20 protein-coding genes are annotated in these 18370 nt (G+C 74.0%); 5 read left to right on the top strand and 15 right to left on the bottom strand.

Annotation, left to right across the window (positions count from 1 at the left end; all coding sequences use genetic code 11):
• Positions 1-18 precede the first annotated feature (18 nt).
• The 5 genes from K7640_RS20015 to K7640_RS19995 form a co-directional block, all read right to left on the bottom strand.
• Positions 19-1122, bottom strand: coding sequence for a sugar-binding protein (locus K7640_RS20015; RefSeq protein WP_222956381.1), 1104 nt, complete (start codon positions 1120-1122; stop codon positions 19-21).
• A 53-nt stretch (positions 1123-1175) separates the two neighbouring features.
• Positions 1176-2477, bottom strand: a complete 1302-nt coding sequence (gene mmsB, locus K7640_RS20010; protein ID WP_255609504.1) for a multiple monosaccharide ABC transporter permease — start codon at positions 2475-2477, stop codon at positions 1176-1178.
• The gene (gene mmsA, locus K7640_RS20005) at positions 2474-4021 is read right to left on the bottom strand and encodes a multiple monosaccharide ABC transporter ATP-binding protein (protein ID WP_222956380.1); all 1548 of its coding nucleotides are present in this window, start codon (positions 4019-4021) and stop codon (positions 2474-2476) included. Before mmsA ends, mmsB begins: the two co-directional genes overlap by 4 nt.
• A gap of 433 nt (positions 4022-4454) precedes the next feature.
• Positions 4455-5807, bottom strand: a complete 1353-nt coding sequence (locus K7640_RS20000; protein ID WP_222956379.1) for an MFS transporter — start codon at positions 5805-5807, stop codon at positions 4455-4457.
• The gene (locus K7640_RS19995) at positions 5804-6502 is read right to left on the bottom strand and encodes a helix-turn-helix transcriptional regulator (RefSeq protein ID WP_222956378.1); all 699 of its coding nucleotides are present in this window, start codon (positions 6500-6502) and stop codon (positions 5804-5806) included. The genes K7640_RS20000 and K7640_RS19995 overlap by 4 nt, the downstream gene beginning before the upstream one ends.
• Positions 6503-6669: 167 nt before the next feature.
• Between K7640_RS19995 and K7640_RS19990 the strand changes: the two genes are divergently transcribed.
• Complete coding sequence (locus K7640_RS19990) at positions 6670-7410, top strand: DUF4142 domain-containing protein (RefSeq protein WP_222956377.1); 741 nt, start codon at positions 6670-6672, stop codon at positions 7408-7410.
• Between the two features lie 15 nt (positions 7411-7425).
• Here the strand turns inward: K7640_RS19990 and K7640_RS19985 are convergent, their stop codons facing one another.
• The 5 genes from K7640_RS19985 to ung form a co-directional block, all read right to left on the bottom strand.
• Positions 7426-7680, bottom strand: coding sequence for a hypothetical protein (locus tag K7640_RS19985; protein ID WP_222956376.1), 255 nt, complete (start codon positions 7678-7680; stop codon positions 7426-7428).
• Between the two features lie 16 nt (positions 7681-7696).
• Positions 7697-8743: a tRNA (adenosine(37)-N6)-threonylcarbamoyltransferase complex transferase subunit TsaD gene (tsaD, locus tag K7640_RS19980; RefSeq protein WP_222956375.1), complete on the bottom strand. Its 1047-nt coding sequence runs from the start codon at positions 8741-8743 to the stop codon at positions 7697-7699.
• 3 nt (positions 8744-8746) lie between these two features.
• On the bottom strand, positions 8747-9190 hold the full coding sequence (gene rimI, locus K7640_RS19975) for a ribosomal protein S18-alanine N-acetyltransferase (protein WP_222956423.1): 444 nt from the start codon (positions 9188-9190) through the stop codon (positions 8747-8749).
• Between the two features lie 41 nt (positions 9191-9231).
• Positions 9232-9909 carry a tRNA (adenosine(37)-N6)-threonylcarbamoyltransferase complex dimerization subunit type 1 TsaB gene (tsaB, locus tag K7640_RS19970; RefSeq protein WP_222956374.1) on the bottom strand — a complete coding sequence of 226 codons (678 nt, stop codon included), beginning with the start codon at positions 9907-9909 and terminating at the stop codon, positions 9232-9234.
• Positions 9910-10044: 135 nt separating this feature from the next.
• A complete protein-coding gene (gene ung / locus K7640_RS19965) occupies positions 10045-10746 on the bottom strand; it encodes a uracil-DNA glycosylase (RefSeq protein WP_222956373.1) in 702 nt (233 codons plus the stop codon).
• A gap of 133 nt (positions 10747-10879) precedes the next feature.
• Here ung and K7640_RS19960 point away from each other — a divergent pair, with 133 nt between their 5' ends.
• Together K7640_RS19960 and K7640_RS19955 are read left to right on the top strand one after the other, a co-directional pair.
• Positions 10880-11092: a type II toxin-antitoxin system HicB family antitoxin gene (locus tag K7640_RS19960; RefSeq protein ID WP_222956372.1), complete on the top strand. Its 213-nt coding sequence runs from the start codon at positions 10880-10882 to the stop codon at positions 11090-11092.
• Positions 11089-11313, top strand: a complete 225-nt coding sequence (locus K7640_RS19955) for a type II toxin-antitoxin system HicA family toxin (RefSeq protein ID WP_222956371.1) — start codon at positions 11089-11091, stop codon at positions 11311-11313. Before K7640_RS19960 ends, K7640_RS19955 begins: the two co-directional genes overlap by 4 nt.
• A 24-nt stretch (positions 11314-11337) precedes the next feature.
• On the opposite strand, the gene tsaE is transcribed toward K7640_RS19955, so the two are convergent.
• From tsaE to K7640_RS19930, 5 genes are read right to left on the bottom strand one after another with little or no spacing between them, the layout of a single operon-like run.
• Positions 11338-11820 carry a tRNA (adenosine(37)-N6)-threonylcarbamoyltransferase complex ATPase subunit type 1 TsaE gene (gene tsaE / locus K7640_RS19950; RefSeq protein ID WP_222956370.1) on the bottom strand — a complete coding sequence of 161 codons (483 nt, stop codon included), beginning with the start codon at positions 11818-11820 and terminating at the stop codon, positions 11338-11340.
• Positions 11817-12914 (bottom strand): alpha/beta fold hydrolase, encoded by a 1098-nt coding sequence (locus tag K7640_RS19945; RefSeq protein ID WP_222956369.1) that lies wholly within the window; start codon positions 12912-12914, stop codon positions 11817-11819. The genes tsaE and K7640_RS19945 overlap by 4 nt, the downstream gene beginning before the upstream one ends.
• Positions 12911-14029, bottom strand: coding sequence for an alanine racemase (gene alr / locus K7640_RS19940; RefSeq protein WP_222956368.1), 1119 nt, complete (start codon positions 14027-14029; stop codon positions 12911-12913). The genes K7640_RS19945 and alr overlap by 4 nt, the downstream gene beginning before the upstream one ends.
• Positions 14030-14053: 24 nt before the next feature.
• The gene (locus K7640_RS19935; protein ID WP_222956367.1) at positions 14054-15547 is read right to left on the bottom strand and encodes an NAD(P)H-hydrate dehydratase; all 1494 of its coding nucleotides are present in this window, start codon (positions 15545-15547) and stop codon (positions 14054-14056) included.
• Positions 15548-15591: 44 nt separating this feature from the next.
• Positions 15592-15960 carry a holo-ACP synthase gene (locus K7640_RS19930; RefSeq protein ID WP_222956366.1) on the bottom strand — a complete coding sequence of 123 codons (369 nt, stop codon included), beginning with the start codon at positions 15958-15960 and terminating at the stop codon, positions 15592-15594.
• Between the two features lie 178 nt (positions 15961-16138).
• On the opposite strand from K7640_RS19930, the gene K7640_RS19925 reads away from it, so the two are divergent.
• Positions 16139-16435 (top strand): hypothetical protein, encoded by a 297-nt coding sequence (locus tag K7640_RS19925; protein WP_222956365.1) that lies wholly within the window; start codon positions 16139-16141, stop codon positions 16433-16435.
• A gap of 58 nt (positions 16436-16493) precedes the next feature.
• Positions 16494-18125, top strand: a complete 1632-nt coding sequence (locus K7640_RS19920; RefSeq protein ID WP_308042615.1) for an alpha/beta hydrolase — start codon at positions 16494-16496, stop codon at positions 18123-18125.
• Positions 18126-18370 lie beyond the last annotated feature (245 nt).

Below are 18370 nucleotides of genomic sequence, written 5' to 3'. Positions count from 1 at the left end.
CGTCGACCCGCCGTCAGCTCACTTGGTGAGCGGCGCGAGCTTCGGGTCGTTGGCGTACGCCTCGGCCGCGTTGGCCTTGGTGACGGCGACCGGCGGGAGCAGGTAGGTCTCGACGACCTTGCTGCCGTTGTTGTACGACTCCTTGTCGTTCACCTGCGGAGTCTCACCCTTCTGCAGCGCCTGGACCATGGCGATGGTCTCCTTGACCAGGTTGCGGGTGTCCTTGTTGATCGTCATGTACTGCTCGCCAGCCATGATCGACTTGACCGACTCGACCTCGGAGTCCTGGCCGGTGACGACCGGGACCGGCTTGCCGGCGCCCTTGATCGAGGTGATGATCGCCCGGGCGAGGGTGTCGTTCGGGGACAGGACGCCGTCCAGCTCCTTGTTGCCGTACGTCGAGGTCAGCAGCTGGTCCATGCGGGCCTGCGCACCCTCGGCCTTCCAACCCTGGATGGCGGTCTGCTTGACTTCGGTCTGCTTCGAGGCGACGACCACGTTGCCCTTGTCGATCTCCGGCTTGAGCACGTCCATCGCGCCGTTGAAGAACACCCCGGCGTTGTTGTCGTCCGGCGAGCCGGAGAAGAGCTCGATGTTGTACGGGCCGTTCGGCTTCTTGGCCTTCATGCCCTCCAGCAGGGCCTGGGCCTGGAGCTGGCCGACCTTGAAGTTGTCGAAGGCGACGTAGTAGTCCAGGTCCGGCGTGTTGGTGATCAGGCGGTCGTAGGCGATGACCTTCGCGCCCGCCTGGTGCGCCGCGGCGACCTGGGTGGAGAGCTGCGCGGCGTCGGTCGCGCCGATGACGATGACCTTGGCGCCCTTGGTGACCATGGCGGTGATCTGCGCCTGCTGGTCGGCGACCGTGGTCGACGCGCCGGCGTACTGCACGTCGCTCTTGAAGCCGGCCTCCTTCAGGCCGTTGGTGAACAGGTCACCGGCCAGGACCCAGTTCTCCGAGGTCTTGGCGGGCAGGGCGACACCGATCAGGGAGTCGGCCGGGAAGCCCTTGGCCGAGTCGCCCGAGCCGCTGCCCGAGTCGCCGTCCCGGCCGGAACCACAGCCGGTCAGCGCCAGCGCGGCGATGGCACCGACGGCCACCGTCTTGGCGAGGAAGTTACGCATGAGGATGTGAGGCCCTTCTGCAGAGGTGGAACGGGATGGTGAGGCGGTGCCCCTCAGCTGGGCGCCGTCGTGGCGGGCTCACGGTCCGCCGTCGACGCTGCCGGGGACGGGGACGAGCCGGGTGGGTCTCGGCGGAAGTTGCGGGTGAGGCTGCCGATGATGGAGAAGCGACCCTGGCTCTTGTTGTAGACGTCGAGGGCGACGGCCAGCAGCAGGACCAGTCCCTTGATGATCTGGACGCGGTCGGTGCCGACGCCGAGCAGCTGGAGGCCGTTGTTGAGCACGGCCATGACCAGACCGCCGACGATGGAACCGCTGATGGTCCCGATGCCGCCGGAGACCGCCGCGCCGCCGATGAAGACCGCGGCGATCGCGTCCAGCTCCCAGCCGTTGCCGTCCTGCGGCCCGGAGGCCGCCGAGCGGGCCACGAAGATCATGCCGGCCAGCGCGGCCAGGGTCGACATGTTCATCATGACGAAGAAGTTGACCCGCTTGAGCTTCACGCCGGACAGCTCCGCCGCCCGCGAGTTGCCGCCGACCGCGTAGATGTGCCGGCCGCCGGCCGTGTTGCGGGTGTAGAAGGAGTACGCCAGCATCAGCGCGACCAGGATGATGCCGGAGACCGGGAAGCTGGTGCCGACCCGGCCGCTGGCGAAGCGCAGCGTGACGAAGACGATCACGCCGACCATGACCGCCATCCGGAGCACCGAGATCCACATCGGGGCCGGATCGGCGTCCATCGCGTGGCGGGTCTTCCGCGCCTGGAACTCGCGCCACACCACGGCCACGCAGGCGGCCAGGCCGAGCAGCAGGGTCAGGTTGTTGTAGCCGGTGTTCGGCCCGACCTCGGGCAGGAACCCGGAGCCGATCACCCGGAAGCCCTCCGGCACGGGGATGGTGTTCGCGTTGCCGATGAACTGGTTGCCGCCCCGGAACAGCAGCATGCCGGCCAGCGTCACGATGAACGCCGGGACGCCGATGTAGGCGACCCAGAAGCCCTGCCAGGCGCCGATCGCCGCGCCGATCGCCAGCCCGAAGAGGATGGCCAGCGGCCAGGGCAGTGACCACTCGAACATCGCCTTGGCCACCAGGATGCCGGTGAAGGCCGCCACCGAACCGACCGACAGGTCGATGTGCCCGGCGACGATCACCATCAGCATGCCGATGGCCAGGATCAGGATGTACGAGTTCTGCTGGAACAGCGCGATCAGGTTGTCCGACCGCAGCGTCAACCCGTCCGTCAGGATCTGGAACAGGACGACGATCGCCACCAGCGTGAAGATCATCCCGAACTGCCGGGCGTTCGACGTGGTGCCGCCGAAGAGGTTCTTCTGCAGGTCCTTGTAGCGGCTCATGCTGTCTGCATCCTCTTGGTCGAGGTCATCTGCTTCATGAGGGTCTCCGGGTCGGCGTCCTTGCGGGCGATCTCGCCGGTGATGGCGCCTTCGAAGACGGTGTAGATGCGGTCGCAGAGCCCGATCAGCTCGGGCAGCTCCGAGGAGATGACGACGACGCCCTTCCCCTGGTCGGCGAGCCGCTGGATGATGGCGTAGATCTCGTACTTGGCGCCCACGTCGATGCCGCGGGTCGGCTCGTCGAGGATCAGCAGGTCCGGGTCGGTGAACATCCACTTCGCCAGGACGACCTTCTGCTGGTTGCCGCCGGAGAGCTTGGAGACGCTCTCGTCCACCGTCGGGGCCTTGGTCCGCAACTCCCGGCGGTAGCCCTCGGCGGCCTTGTACTCGGCGACCTCGTCGAGCACGCCGTGCCGCGAGATCTTGGACAGCTTGGCCGCCACCGTGGACGCCTTGATGTCGTCGAGCAGGTTGAGGCCGATCGCCTTGCGGTCCTCGCTGACGTACGCGAGCCCGTGGGCGATCGCGTCCGCCACCGACTTCAGCACGATCTCCTTGCCGTCCTTGATGATCGTGCCGGACTCGTACACCCCGTAGGAGCGGCCGAAGACGCTCATCGCCAGTTCGGTGCGGCCGGCGCCCATCAGGCCGGCGAAGCCGACGATCTCGCCGCGCCGGACCACGAAGCTCTCGTTCTTGCACACCTGGCGCTCGGCGGAGATCGGGTGCCGGACGTTCCAGTCGCGGACCTCGAAGAAGACCTCGCCGATGTTCGGCGTGTGGTCCGGGAACCGGCTGCTCAGCTCCCGGCCGACCATGCCCCGCACGATCCGGTCCTCGTCGACGCCGTCGGCCTTGACGTCGAGGGTCTCCACCGTCCGGCCGTCGCGCAGGATGGTGATCTGGTCGGCGATGGCCTCGATCTCGTTGAGCTTGTGCGAGATCATGATCGAGGTGATGCCGCGCGAGCGGAAGCCGCGCAGCAGGTCCAGCAGGTGCTGGGAGTCGGCCTCGTTCAGGGCGGCGGTCGGCTCGTCCAGGATGAGCAGCTTGACGTCCTTGGCGAACGCCTTGGCGATCTCCACCAGCTGCTGCTTGCCGACGCCGATGTCCTTGACCAGGGTGTCCGGGTCCTCCTGGAGGCCGACCCGGGCCATCAGGTCCAGCGCCATCCGGTTCGCGCCCTTCCAGTCGATCGCGCCGCGCCGCCGCGGCTCGTTACCGAGGAAGATGTTCTCGGTGATCGACATGTTCGGGATGAGCGCGAGCTCCTGGTGGATGATCACGATCCCGGCCTGCTCGCTGGCCCGGATGTCCGAGAACCGGGTCTCCGCGCCCTGGTAGCGGATCTCCCCCTGGTACGAGCCGTACGGGTAGACCCCGCTGAGGACCTTCATCAGGGTGGACTTGCCGGCGCCGTTCTCACCGCAGATCGCGTGGATCTCTCCGGTGCGCACCACCAGGTTGACGTCGGAGAGAGCCTTGACACCGGGGAATTCCTTGGTGATGCCACGCATCTCCAACAGGATGGGCACGTCGCTCATCGTTCGCACCACCTCGCCAACGTCATGACTCCTCCGGAGGGGTCGAGGCCTGGCAACGTTTTTTGTTGCCGTCGGCAACGTATTGCGGCGGGAACATGAACTGCAACTTTTGGGCGGAGCACTTTCGTAACAATCCGGCAATATAGGCGCGCCACCCTACCGCGAAGTAACCCCCGTCACTCCCCCGCCCACCGACCCCACGTGCCGACGCCTCTGAGTGCCGACCCATCGCTCCCGACAGCCCACCCTGCGCCCCCCTGGCGCGGCACGGCGGCGCGGCTCGCGGCGCACTGCGGCCATCCCCGACCAACGACGGCCCAACATCCGGCACGCTGCGGCATCCCCGATCAGCGACCGCGTTGATCATGGAGTTGGCGGGGGCGGAATGTCGAACTTTCCCCGGCCAACTCCATGATCAACGCCTGGCAAGCTGTCAGCGAGCGGCGGTTGTCCGGTGGTTCGTGCTCGGCACCGGGTCGGCGGGGAGGTCGGCGGGCGGCGGGTCGGTGGCGGGGGTGGTGCCGCCGGGGCGGTCCAGTTGCCGCCACGCCGGGCTGAGCAGCGGCCACAGGGTCACCGCCAGGTAGGCGCCGGCGAACACCAGGGCGGCCACCACCAGCGAGGTGCTGTCGGTGAGCAGCCCGGCGAGCAGGCCGCCCAGCGGGATCCCGCCCCAGGAGATGGCGTGCCCCAACCCGAGCACCCGGGCCCGCAGCGCCTCCGGGATCCGCTCGTACGTCAGTGCGCCCAGGATCGGGTTGATCGCGGCCAGCCCGAGCCCGGCCACGAACGAGATCAGGTAGACCGCCCAGAGCCGGTCCACCAGGGCGAGTGCCACGTACCGGGGCGCCCCGCCGAGCAGGAAGCCCACCGCGAAGGTGGCGAACCTCGGCACCCGGGGGGCGAGCACGGTGAAGACCACGTTGCCGAGCACCGCGCCCACCGCGAACGTCGCGGAGAGCACGCCGAGCGCCGCCGGGGAGCCGACCACCTCCCGCGCCCAGACCGGGGCGAGCACCGCGCCGTAGGCGGCGTCGGCCAGGTTGGTCACGAAGAGCAGCACGGTCACCACGCGGACCAGCCGGTCCCGCACCAGGAACCGCACCCCCTCCGCCAACGCGGCGAGGTAGCCGACGAACCGGCCCGCCGGCACCCCGGCCGCCGCCGTCGAGCCCGCGGCCGGCACGGCCGCCGGGTCCGCGGCGGGCCGGCGGGCGGCCGGCACCAGGGTGGCCAACACCAGGCCGGCGAGCAGGAAGCTCACCGCGTCCAGCGCCAGCACGGTCGGGGCGTCCAGCACCGCGATGAGTACGCCGGCCAGCGGCGCCCCGAGCAGCGTGGCGAGCCGGCCCAGCCCGTCGTGCAGGGCGGTGGCCCGGGTGAGCGCCATCCCGGACGCCGCCACCGCGTCGGGGAAGATCACCCGTTTCGCCGTCTCGCCGAAGCCGCGCAGCAACCCCACCAGCGCGATCAGCGCGACCAGCAGGCCGAAGTCGAGCCGCCCGGCGTGGTACAGCAGTGGCACGGCCACCAGCACGCCCGCGCTGGCCACGTCGGCCGACACGCTCGCCCGCCGGTGCCCGACCCGGTCCAGCAGCGGCCCGCCGAGCCCGCAGGCCAGCACGTACGGCAGCATCTCGGCGAACGCGACAAGCCCGGCCCGGCCCGCGCTGCCGGTGGTGGTCAGGGTGAACCAGGGCAGCGCCACCATGCTCATCCGGGTGCCGGTCAGCGAGATCAGCTCGGCGGCGAGCAGGCCGACCAGCGGGCCCCTCCGCCGGCTCACCGGCCCGCCCCCGCGCCGTGCCCCTCGCCTTCGGCGGGGTCCTCGCCGGAACGGTCCTCGGCGGAGTCGTCGCCGGGGCGGTCCTGGCCAGGGCGGTCCTGGCCAGGGCGGTCCTCGGCGGGGCGGTCCTCGGCGGGGCGCAGGAAGGGCATCACCTCGGCCTGCACCACCACGGACTCGGCGTCGGCCGGGGCCGCGACGTCCGGGTCGTCGCGCCGGTAGCTCTCCATCAGGGCGAACAGCCGGCCGTGCAGTTCGGCCGCCTCGGCGGCGGTGAGCCGCAGCCGCCAGTTGCTGAGCGTGAAGGTTTCCCGCCACTCGGGGGGCAGCGCCGGCAGCTCGCCCAGCCAGCGGTCGACCCGCTCGGCGTAGGCCGCCGCCACGGCCCGCAGGTAGGTCTCCGTCTCGGCCGGTGCGGCCTGCCCGACGTCCCCCTCCAGCACGGTGTTGCGGTGCGCCGCGCGCCACCAGCGTTCCCGGCCGGTGGCCCGGCCGGGCTCCTCCTCGACGAACCCGTACTGAGCGAGCTGGCGCAGGTGGTAGCTGGTCGCGCCGGTGGACTGGCCGAGCCGCACGGCGAGCAGGGTGGCGGTGGCCGGGCCCTGCTCGCGGAGCAGGTTGAGCATGCGCACCCGCAGCGGGTGGGCGAGCCCGCGCAGCGAGGTCGCGTCCGGCCGGATCTCCTGAGGCGTCATGTGTCCAAAGATAACTTTGCAAAGAAGTCTTTGCAAGCAGTTGTTGGCATGAGGAAGGCGGGCGCGACGGTGAACCGATCGGAAGATCGGGCCGTACCAGTGGGCGACGGGTGGCCGGTGGCCGCCGGGTCGATCAGGTCAGTTCCGCCAGGAGGAGGCACCGCAGGATGGCACCGCTGGATTCCGTACGTCGTCGGCCCGGGCACCGGCTCCGCCGGGCGGCCGTCCTGCTCGTGGCGGTGCTGGCCGGTCTGATCGCGCTGCCCGGCGCGGCGGTGGCGGCCCCCGGGGCACAGCTCAACGCCGCCGACATGACCCTGCTCAACGGCGTACGGCTGGCCGGGCTCTGGGAGATGCCGGCCGGGCAGATGGCGGCCGAGAAGGGCCGCTCGGCCAGGGTCCGCGAGATCGGCGCGGAGATCTCCCGGCAGCACGGCGTCCTCGACCAGCTGGTGGTGGACGCCGCCAACAAGCTGGGCACCACCCTGCCGACCGACCCGACCGCCGAGCAGAAGGGGTGGCTGGGTGAGATGCAGGAGGCCCGGGGCACCCAGTTCGACCAGATCTTCGTGACCCGGCTGCGGGTCGCGCACGGCAAGATCTTCCCGGTGATCGGGGCGGTCCGGGCCAGCACCCGCGACCCGATCGTGCGCAAGCTCGCCGACGAGGCGAACAAGTTCGTCGGGGATCACATGGCGATGCTGGAGAGCACCGGCCTGGTCCGCTGGCAGCAGCTCCCGCCGGCGGCGCTGCCGCCCGCGCAGAGCGACTCGCTGCTGGCCGCCGCCCGGGCCGGCGCGCCCGTCGGCCCGTCGACCGGGGTCAGCACCACGGTCGTCTGGCTGGTCTTCCTCGCCGCCCTGGGCACCGCCGGACTGGCCACCTACCGGATGCTGCGCCGCGGTTGACGCCGGCCCGCCCGGTCAGCGGTCGACCTGGGTGAAGTCCCAGGAGTGCGGTGGCCGGGCGAGCAGCGTCGCCGGCGGGTCGGGCAGCGGTCGCGGGTTGCTCCGCCACTTGGAGATCACCACCACCCGGTGGTCGGTGGCGGAGAAGACCTCGCTGGACAGGTGCAGCGGGTCGTGCTCGAAATCGGGCAGCGCGGTGTCGCACACCCAGCTGATCAGGTCGGCGAAGCCGTACGGCTCGGCCCGCGCCTCCCACATCCGTACGATCACGCCACCCTCCCCCGGCTCAGACACTGACCACGGTCAACGGCATGGCCGAGTCGGCCGGCAGGTCCAGCCGGCTCGGGGCGACCCCCGCGGCGACCAGGTGCGCGCCGAGCGCGGCCACCATCGCGCCGTTGTCGGTGCAGAGCTTCGGCCGGGGCACCCGGACCCGGATGCCGTACTTCTCGGCCCGCTGCTCGGCCATCGCCCGCAACCGCGAGTTCGCCGCCACGCCGCCGCCGATGACCAGCGTCTCGATGCCGTCGGCCCGGCAGGCCGCCAGCGCCTTGGCGGTGAGCACGTCGCAGACCGCCTCCTGGAACGAGGCCGCCACGTCGGCCACCGGCACCGGCTCGCCGGCCCGCTGCCGCGCCTCCACCCAGCGGGCGACCGCGGTCTTCAGGCCGGAGAACGAGAAGTCGTACCGGTGGGCGGCGAGATCCTTGGCCGCGGTGAGGCCGCGCGGGAAGGCGATCGCCGCGGCGTCGCCGGCCCGCGCCTCGCGGTCGATCGGCGGGCCGCCCGGGAACGGCAGGCCGAGCAGCCGGGCCACCTTGTCGAACGCCTCCCCGGCGGCGTCGTCGATGGTGGCCCCGAGCGGCGTGACGCCGGTGGACAGGTCGTCGACCCGCAGCAGCGACGAGTGGCCGCCGGAGACCAGCAGGGCGATCGCCGGCTCGGGCAGCGGGCCGTGCTCCAAAGTGTCCACGGCGACGTGCGCGGCGAGGTGGTTGACCCCGTACACCGGTTTCTCGGCGGCGAGCGCGTAGCCCTTCGCCGCGGCCACCCCGACCAGCAGCGCGCCGGCCAGCCCGGGACCGGCGGTGACGGCGATCGCGTCGACGTCGGCGATCGTCACCCCGGCCTCCTTGAGGGCCCGGTCCATGGTCGGCACGATCGCCTCCAGGTGGGCGCGGCTGGCCACCTCCGGAACCACCCCGCCGAACCGGGCGTGCTCCTCGACGCTGGAGGCGAGCGCGTCGGCGAGCAGCGTGTGCCCGCGCACGATGCCGACGCCGGTCTCGTCGCAGGAGGTCTCGATGCCCAGGATCAGGGGTTCGTCAGCCATCGCCTATTCGTCCGTCCCGCGCCGCATGATCAGCGCGTCGGTGTTGCTCGGTTGGTAGTAGCCGCGGCGCAGGCCGATCGGCTCGAAGCCGTACGCCGCGTAGAGCTTCTGCGCCGGCGCGTTGTCGGCGGCGACCTCCAGCAGCACGCTCGGGGCATGCCGCCGGGCCGCCTCGGCGAGCAGCGCCTCCAGCAGCAGCCGGCCCAGGCCGCGCCGCTGGGCGTCGCGGCGCACCGCGATGTTCTGCACCCACGCCTCGTCGGCCTGCACGGTGAGCCCCGCGTAGCCGAGCACCGCCCCGGTGTCGTCGGTGGCGACCAGATAGAAGTGCCCGTTGGCCAGCTCGTTCCAGAACATCGGCGCCGACCACCGCTCGGCGCCGAAGAGGTCCGCCTCGATCGGCAGCACCTGCGTGATGTGCCACCAGCGGAACCGCTCCAGCCGCACCACGGGACCACTCGCCGCCGGACCGGCTACGGCGGGACCGGTCACGGCAGGACCGGCTTGCGGCCGGTCGCCGCCACGGCGTCCGGACGACGCAGGTAGAGCGGGGTCAGCGGTTCCGTCGGCGCGCCCGCCCGGATCCGCTCGGCCGCCAGCCGGACCAGCGCCGCCGGGTCCGGGTAACGCGGCTCGTCCCGCACCGGCAGGCCCAGCACGTCGGCGTACCGGAGGGCGCCGTCACCGACCGCGACGGTGACGGCCAGGTCGCGGGCCCGCTCGGCGACGACCGCCGGGGCGTCCACGTCCGGTCCGGCGATCCGCTGGCCCGCGCCGTCGTAGACCGCCCAGTAGATCTCCTTGCGCCGGGCGTCGGTGGCCGCCAGGACCGGTTCGCCGGCCGCCGCCGGGTGGCCGACCCCGTCCAGCGAGCAGACGCCGTACGTGGGGATGCCGAGCACCTGGCCCATGGTCGCGGCGGTGACCAGCCCCACCCGCAGCCCGGTGAACGGGCCCGGGCCGAGCCCGGCGACCACGGCGGTCAGGTCGGCGGCCCGGGCGTCCGCGTCCGCCAGCACCGCGTCGACCTGCGGCGCGAGCAGCTCCCCATGGGCACGGGCATCGACGGTACGGCGGTACGCGCGCAACACGACGCCGTCCGCCGAGACCTCCGCCAGCGCCGCGGTCACCGCGGGGGTCGAGGAATCCACCACGAGTACGAGCACGGTATGCCAGCGTAGTCGCCCCACCGGTTACCACCCGTGACGCCCCCGCCCCGCCCGCCTGGCGGAACCGGGGGTCACGCTCGGTAGTCCCCGGCCCGGGCATGGGTCCGATCGAGTGTGAGCCTCAGCGGCGGGTCAGCCGGCGCTGCGTTCCCAGTCGATGGTGGGCAGGCCGGCGTCGGCGAGGGCCTTGTTGGCCGCGCTGAACGGGCGGCTGCCGAGGAAGCCGCGCGGATTCATCGGGCTGGGGTGGCCGGCCTCCAGCACCACGTGCCGCGGGTTGGTGACCAGGGCGGCCTTCTTGCGGGCGTAACCGCCCCAGAGCAGGAACACCACCCGCTGGTCCAGCGCGTCCAGCGCGCGGATGGTGGCGTCGGTGAACTCCTCCCAGCCGGAGTTGGCGTGCGACCCGGGGGTGGCCTGGCGGACGGTGAGCACCGCGTTGAGCAGCAGCACGCCCTGCGCCGCCCAGCCGTCCAGGTTGCCGCTGCGCGGCTTGGGCACGCCGAGATCCTCGCCCAGCTCCTTGAAGACGTTGCGCAGCGACGGCGGGACGGTCACCCCGTCCCGGACGCTGAAGCTCAGCCCGTGCGCCTGCCCGGCCTTGTGGTAGGGGTCCTGCCCCAGGATCAGCACCCGGCACTGCTCCGGCCCGCACAGCCGGTAGGCGGAGAAGAGATCCTCGACCGGCGGGAAGACGGTCCGCGTCGCGTACTCCCGGGCGACGAAGTCGGCCAGCGCCGCGGTGCGGGCCGGGTCGAGGTGCGGGGTGAGCGCGGCGCGCCACCCCTCCGGGAGCAGCGCCATCAGGTCGAGCGTGGGGGCGTCGTCGGGCATCGGCAACCTTTCACACGAGCGAGTCGGCCCTCTTCCTATCAGGCCGCACCGACACCCGCGGCCGACAGGACCGGCCCGCGCGGTCCGGACTTCCGTAGGATGACGACGTCGGATCACGACCTCTGGAGACGGCATGACTCGCACCTTCACCGCCGCGGTCCACCAGGAGGACGACTGGTACGTCGCCCGCTGCCTGGAGCTCGACGTCGCCAGCCAGGGCGAGACGCTCGACGAGGCGCTCACCAACCTGCGCGAGGCGGTCGAGGTCTACCTCGACGAGGTGGAGAATCCCGCGATCGAGACCACTCCCCTGGTGACGTCGTTCCAGGTCGGGCGGGCTGCGTGAGCCCAGCCCTGGCAGACCTTCCGCTACGCAAGGTCCTGCACGGTCTGGAGAAGGCCGGCTTCGAACACGTACGCACCAAGGGCAGCCACGCCGTCTACCGGAACCCGTCCGGGAACGTCGTCGTGGTGCCCCAGCACGGCACCGTGAAGCGGGGCACGCTGGCCTCGATCCTCCGGCAGGCCGGACTGACGCCGGCGGAGTTCCTCGACCTGCTGCGGTGACCGCTCGACCGTCAGCAAACGCTGTCAGCCGAGGGCCGTCAGCCGTACCGCCCAGTCGCCGCCGACCGGCTCCAGCTCCACCACCCGGGTGTCGTCGTCCCGGCGGTCGATGCGGACCCGCAGGTGGGCGTCGGCGAGCTGTTCGACCATGCCCTCGCCCCACTCGACCACGGTCACCGAGTCGTCCACCGAGGCGTCCAGGTCCAGGTCGTCGATCTCGGCCCGCGGGTCGGCGGCGTCGCCCAACCGGTACGCGTCGGCGTGCACCAGCGCCACCCGGCCGCCGCGCTCCGGGTCCGGCCGGTGCACCCGGGCGATGACGAAGGTGGGCGAGGTGATGTCGCCGCGTACGTGCAGGCCGGCGCCGATGCCCTGGGTCAGCGCGGTCTTGCCGGCGCCCAGCGGGCCGGTGAGCAGCAGCAGGTCGCCGGGGCGCAGCACGTGGGCCAGCCGGCGGCCGAACGCCTGGGTGTCGGCCGCGGTGGGCAGCTCGACGACGTGACTCACAATCCCTCCAGGAACCTCGTCAGCGCGGCGTTGACCTGGTCCGCGTGCTCCAGCATCACCACGTGCCCACTCTCGTGGATCTTGACCGCCGCGGCGTGCGGCAGCCGTCGCACGATCTCCTCGGAGTGGGTGGCCGGGATGATCAGATCCTTGTCACCCACCACCACCAGCACCGGGGTGCCGGCCAGCGCGGCCAGCGCCGGCAGGCGCGAGTGGGTGGCCAGCGTCCGAAGGTAGCGGGTCACCGTGTCGGCCGACGTCCGGGAGTTCATCGTCTCGACGTACGAGACCAGCGCCGGGCTGGGCTTCGGGGTGCCGAACCCGAGCCGGCGGGTGAGCAGCCAGGCCACGTTCTGGGTCGACCGGCGGGCGTGCTCGATCACCGTGCCGCCGTACCGGGTGGCGTTGTTGACCATGTAGAGCACCGGCGCGCCGACCCGGCTGAGCAGCGCCGGCGCGACCAGCCGGCTCTCCGCCAGCAGGCCGCCGGAGGTGGCCATCAGCACCGTGCCGACCACCCGGTCGCCGAACAGCTCGGGGAACAGCTCGGCGAAGGCCATGATGGTCATCCCGCCCATCGAGTGGCCGACCAGCACCAGCGGCCCCTCCGGGGTGGTCGCGTCTATCACCCGGCGCAGCGTGCGGCCGAGCCGTTCCAGGTCGTACTCGCCGGTCTCCAACCGGCCGGACCGGCCGTGCCCCGGCTGGTCGTACGCGACGACCCGGTAGTCGCCGCGCTCGGTGAGCAGCTTGCGCTGGAAGTGGAACGTCCCCATGTCCAGGCAGAAGCCGTGCACGAACACCACGGTCGGGTGCCCCTCGATCGGCCGCCTCGGCTCCACCACCTCGACGTGGATGTCAGTGCCGTCCGGCATCTCCAGCCGGTACGCCTCGTCGTACGACAGGTCGCCGAAGACCTCGTGCGCGTACGGGTCGGTCGGGTCGGCCTTGAGCCGGCGGACCAGGGCGCGTTCGCTGGCCACGCCGGCGGCGAGCCCGGCGGCGGCCACGCCCACCGCGGCCCCGACCACCCCGGCGACCCGCCCGGCGGCGGTCCGCGGCCGGGGCACGCGCAGCCGGTGGGGCCTGGTCATGGGCGCTCGCCGTCGAAGACCCGGGGCACCCGGCTGCCGCCGAACCGGGTGACGATCTCGTAGTTGATGGTGCCGGTCGCCTCGGCCCAGTCGTCGGCGAGCGGCTCGCCGTGCTCGCCGGTGCCGAACAGGGTCGCCACGTCTCCCGCCGCCACCGGGTCGTCGCCGCAGTCGAGCACGAACTGGTCCATGCAGACCCGGCCGGAGATGGTCCGCCGCACCTCGCCGAGCTGCACCGGGCCGACGTTGGAGGCGTTGCGGGGCACCCCGTCGGCGTAGCCGAGCGGCACCACGGCCAGGTTCGCCGCCCGCTCGGTGGTGTACGTGTGGCCGTACGAGACGCCGGTGCCCTCCGGCACCCGCTTGGTGAGCGTCACCCGGGCCCGGGCGGTCATCGCCGGGCGCAACCCGAACCGCTCCCCCGGGATCGGCGACAGCCCGTAGCAGGCGATGCCGGGGCGGACCAGGTCGAAGTGGGTGTCCGGGCGGGTGAGCGTGGCGGCCGAGTTGGCCAGGTGGCGGTAGCGGGGCCGCAGACCGGCCCGCTCGACCATGGCCAGGCCCTCGTGGAAGACGGCGAGCTGGCGGTCCGTGGTGGGGTGGCCGGGCATGTCCGCGTACACGAAGTGGCTCCACACGCCGACCACCTCGACCAGGCCGTCGGCCTGGGCCTTCGCGGCGGCCTCCAGCAGCGCCGGCCAGTCGGCGACGGTGGCGCCACCCCGGGACAGCCCGGTGTCGATCTTGAGATGCAGCCGGGCCGGGCGGTCCGCCCGGCGGCTCGCCTCGATCATCTCGTCCAGCAGGGGCAGGCTCGGCACGCCCAGGTCGACGCCGGCGGCGACGCCCTCGTGCAGCGGCAGGCCGGGCGCGAGCAGCCAGGCCAGCACCGGCGCGGTGATCCCGGCCCGGCGCAGCCCGAGCCCCTCGTCCAGGGTGCAGACGCCGAGCCAGTCCGCCCCGGCGTCCAGCGCGGCCCGGGCGGCGGGGACCATGCCGTGGCCGTAGCCGTCCGCCTTCACCACCGCCATCAGCTCGGCGCTGGTGCCCGACCGCAGTCGGGCCACGTTGTCACGGATCGCGTCGAGGTCGACGCGTACCTCGGCCTGCCACATGGACCCAGCCTACTTCCCGGTAGATCACCTCGGCCCGGAGCCGCGCGTTCCGACCAGCCGGCCGACCACCGGCCGCAGCGCGGTCGCCACGTCGGGCGCGGTCACCGGGCCGCCCCGGGCCGCCTCCCGGCCGGCCAGCCCGTGCAGGTACGCCGCCGCGGCCGCCGCCCGCTCCGGCGCCACCCCGGCCGCCAGCAGCGAACCGAGCAGACCGGCCAGCACGTCGCCGGTGCCCCCGGTGGCCAGCGCCGGGGTGCCGGTCGGGTTGACGTACGCCCGGCCGGCCGGCGTGCCGACGATCGTGCGGTCCCCCTTGAGCAGCACCACCGCGTTCATCCAGGCGGCCAGCCGCAGCGCGGCCCCGACCCGGTCCGCGCCCGGCTGCTCGCCGCAGAGCCGGGCGTACTCCCGGTCGTGCGGGGTGACCACGATCGGCGCCTCCCGGTCCCGCAGCCGGTCGGCCATCTTTCCGTCCACCAGCAGGGTCAGCGCGTCCGCGTCGAGCACCACCGGCACCGGCGCGGCGAGCACCGCGCGCAGCTCGGCGGCGGCCTCCTCCCCGGTGCCGAGCCCGGAGCCGCAGACCCAGGCCTGCACCCGGCCGGCGTCGGCCACCCGCCCGGTGGCGATCACCGACGGGTGCTGGTGCACCACCTCGGCCCGGGCCCCGCCCGCGTAGCGGACCAGGCCGGTCGGCCCGGCCAGCGCGCCGCCGACGGAGAGCACCGCCGCCCCCGGGTACGTCGCCGAGCCGGTCGCCACGCCGACCACGCCCCGGGTGTACTTCTCCGCCGACGCGCCCAGCTCCGGCCACCACCGCTCGACGTCGGCCCCCTCGACGACCTGGAGCGCCGGCGTGCCACGCAGCCACGGCCCGAGGCCGATGTCGACCAGCTCGACCTGGCCGGCCAGCGCCGCCGCCGGCCCCACCACCAGGGCGGGCTTCAGCGCGCCGAAGGCCACCGTCACGTCGGCGGGGACCGCGCTGGCCCGGCCGCTCGCGGTCACCGGCACGTGCCCGGTGTCCACCGCGACGCCGCTGGGCACGTCCACCGCGACCACCGTGGCCCGGGCGCCGTCCCGCCCGCAGCGGCCGGCGAGGCTCGCGGCGAGCTGCTCGGCGGTCTCCCGCAGCCCGCCCCGCCCGCCGATGCCGACGATCCCGTCGAGCACCAGGTCGACGGTGGCCGGCGGCCGGTCCACCAGCCGCCCACCGGCGGCGCGCAGCGCGGCCAGCCCGTCGGCGTGCGCCCGCCCCGGAGTGGTCGGCAGCGCCGACACGGCCGCCCCGCGACGGGCCAGCAGCGCACCCGCGTAGAGCGCGTCGCCCCCGTTGTCCCCGGTGCCGACCAGCAGCAGCACCCGCGCGCCGTACACCCCGCCCCGGTCGGCGAGCAGCAACGCGCAGCGGCGGGCCAGGCCGGCCGCCGCGCGCTTCATCAGCGTCCCCGGTGGCAGGGTCGCCATCAGGCCCGCCTCCGCCGCGCGTACGTCCGCGACCCGCCACACCGGCTTCATGCCACCCGTCCCGTCCCCCGGCGGACCCGCGGCCCGCCGGTCAGTCAACGCTCCGCCACCACCATGGCCGAGGCGATCCCACCGTCGTGCGACAACGACAGATGCCAGCGGTTCACCCCGCGGTCGGCCGCCGCGGCGGCCACCGTGCCGGACACGGTCAGCCACGGCCGGCCGTCCGGGTCCGGCACGATCTCGCAGTCGTGCCAGCTCAGCCCGGCCGGCGCGCCCAGCGCCTTGGCCACCGCCTCCTTGGCCGCGAACCGGGCGGCCAGCGACTCCGGGGAGCGCGGGTTGCCCGAGCGGGTGAACCGCTCCGCCTCGGTGAACAGCCGCTCCGCCAGCAACGGGGTGCGCTCCAGCGCGCGGGTGAACCGCGCCACCAGGACCACGTCGATGCCGACCGCGACGATCACGAAAACCACCCTACCGGCGCGCGGGGCCGGAGATTAGCCGCCGGATCCGCGCCGGGCAACACCTGTGGACAACCCCGGCGTACGGCCACCGCCCGCCGTCCACAGCGGCGGCGGAACCACCCCCGCACCGCCTAGCGTCGCCAGCTGTCGATGTCCGGCGAGGGCGAGGAGTCCGACCATGAGCGAGGAGCCGCTGACCGTCCACCCCGACCTGCTGTACCGGGTGGCCGGGGTGCTCGACGGCGACGCGTACCGGCTGGTGCGCGGGCTGGCCGGCGGGCTCCCACCCGCGCCGCAGGCGGCCGGCTGGCGGGCCGACGCCGAGCTGGCGGGGCTGGCGGCGGCGGTCCGGGGCTGGGCCGGTGACCTGGGCCGCCGGCTGGCGGAGAGCGCCGGTGCGGTCCGGGTGGCCGCCGACGGCTACCGGGCGGTGGACGACCGGGCGGCCCGCCGGCTGGCCGCCATCGAGCGGTGAGCGGACGGTTCCCGACCGCACGGCCCCGCGCGCTGCGCCACGGAGCGGTGCGCGGGCCGTGGGCGACCGGTCGCCCCGGCGGCTCGCCACCAGCGAGCGGTGCGGCGGCGGGGGCGTGGTGACCGGGCGTCCCGCCGCGCCGGTCGCGGCCTACGAGCGGCTCTGGTCCGCCGACCCGGCCGGCTGGTACGCCACCGGCGTCGCCTGGCGCGGGCTGACCAGCCAGGTCGACGCGCGGGCCGCCGAGCTGACCGAGGGGGCGGCGGCGTTGCGCGGTGGCTGGTCCGGGGCGGCGGCGGGCGCCGCACAGGCGCGGTTCGCCGGTTTGCGATCCGAGCTGGCCGCGATCCGGCCGGTCCTGATCGAGGTGGACCAGACGCTGGCCGTCCTCGCCGACCGGTTGCGGGTGGCGAAGGCGCGGCTGGCCGAGGCGGTCGCCCTGGCGGAACGGGCCGGGGTGGCGGTCGACCGGGCCGGCCGGGTCCGGGCCGATCCGGGCCGCCACCCGCCGGACCGGATCGGCCCGACGGTGACGCAGGTGTCGGCGGCGATCGGCGCGGCGCTCGCCGCGGCGGACCGGGCCGACCGGGAGGCGGCCGGCCGGCTGGCCGGGCTGGCCGACGCGGCCGGGTCGGGCTGGCTGTCGCCGCCGGCCTGGCGGCCACCGGCGGGGGCGGGACCGGCGCTGGTCGGCCGCTGGTGGCGCGGGCTCACCCCGGCCCAGCGCCGGTGGCTGGTCCGGCACGAGCCGCACCTGGTCGGGCGGCTCGACGGGGTTCCGGTGGCGGCCCGGGACCAGGCCAACCGGTCGCTGCTGGCCGCGCACCGGGGCGTCCTGCTCGCCCGGTGGAGCCGGTTCCGCGGCCGTCCCGGTCGTGGTTCCGCCGAGGCGGCCCTGGCCGGGCTGGACGCGCTGGCCGACCGGCTGGCAGCCGGGCCGCCGCGGGCGTACCTGCTCGGTCTCGACCCGGCCGGGGACGGCCGGGCGATCGTCGCGCTGGGCGACCCGGACCACGCCGACCACGTGCTGACCTACGTGCCGGGGATGACCTCCGACCTGGCCGGCGCCGCCGGTGAGCTGAGCCGGGCGGCCCGGGTGCTGACCCGGTGCGACGCCCTCGCCCCCACCGCGGCCACGGCCGCGGTGCTCTGGCTGGACTACGACGCGCCGGACTTCCTCGACGAGGCGGCCCGCTCCGGCCAGGCACGCGACGCCGGCCCGACGCTGAGCCGCTTCCAGGACGGGCTGCGGGCCAGCCACGACGGGCCGCCGGCCCGGCAGACCGTGCTGGGCCACAGTTACGGGTCGGTGGTGGTCGGGGTCGCCGCCCGGGACCACGGCCTCGGCGCGGACGCGCTGGTCTTCGTCGGCTCGCCCGGGGTGGGCGTGGCCGAGGCCCGGGAGCTGCGGGTGCCACCGGGCCAGGTCTGGGCGGCGACCGCGCCGGACGACGTGATCCGGCAGGCCCGCCCGTTGCCCGAGGTCCTCGGCCGGGCGCTGCTCGACCAGACGCCGATCGGGCCGGTGCTGCGCGGGTACGACCGCCACGAGCTGTGGTTCGGACACGACCCCAGCGACCCGGGGTTCGGCGGCCGACGCTTTCCCAGCGGCCGGTACGGCCATACCGGCTACTGGGAGCCGGAGAACCCGGCCCTGGACGGCATGGCCCGGATCGTCCTCGGCCGGTGACCGCCTCCCGCCCCCCCCCCGCAGGCCCCCCGACCCCGACGGCGCGGGATGCGGCAAGTCGGCCCCATCCCCGACGGGGACGGCGCGGGATGCGGCAAGTCGGCCCCACCCCCGACGCGGACGGCGCGGGACGCGGCAAGTCGGCCCCCGACCGGACGACGCAGGGGCGCGGCGAGCGGCCCCACCCCCGCCCCCGACAGCGCAGAACGCGGCAAGTCGGCCCCATCTACGGGCCGGACCGCGCG

This window comes from Micromonospora sp. PLK6-60 (assembly GCF_019890675.1).
GTDB lineage: Bacteria > Actinomycetota > Actinomycetes > Mycobacteriales > Micromonosporaceae > Micromonospora.
The sequence above is the reverse complement of the archived record's forward strand: the minus strand, read 5'-3'. Positions and strand labels throughout refer to the sequence as shown.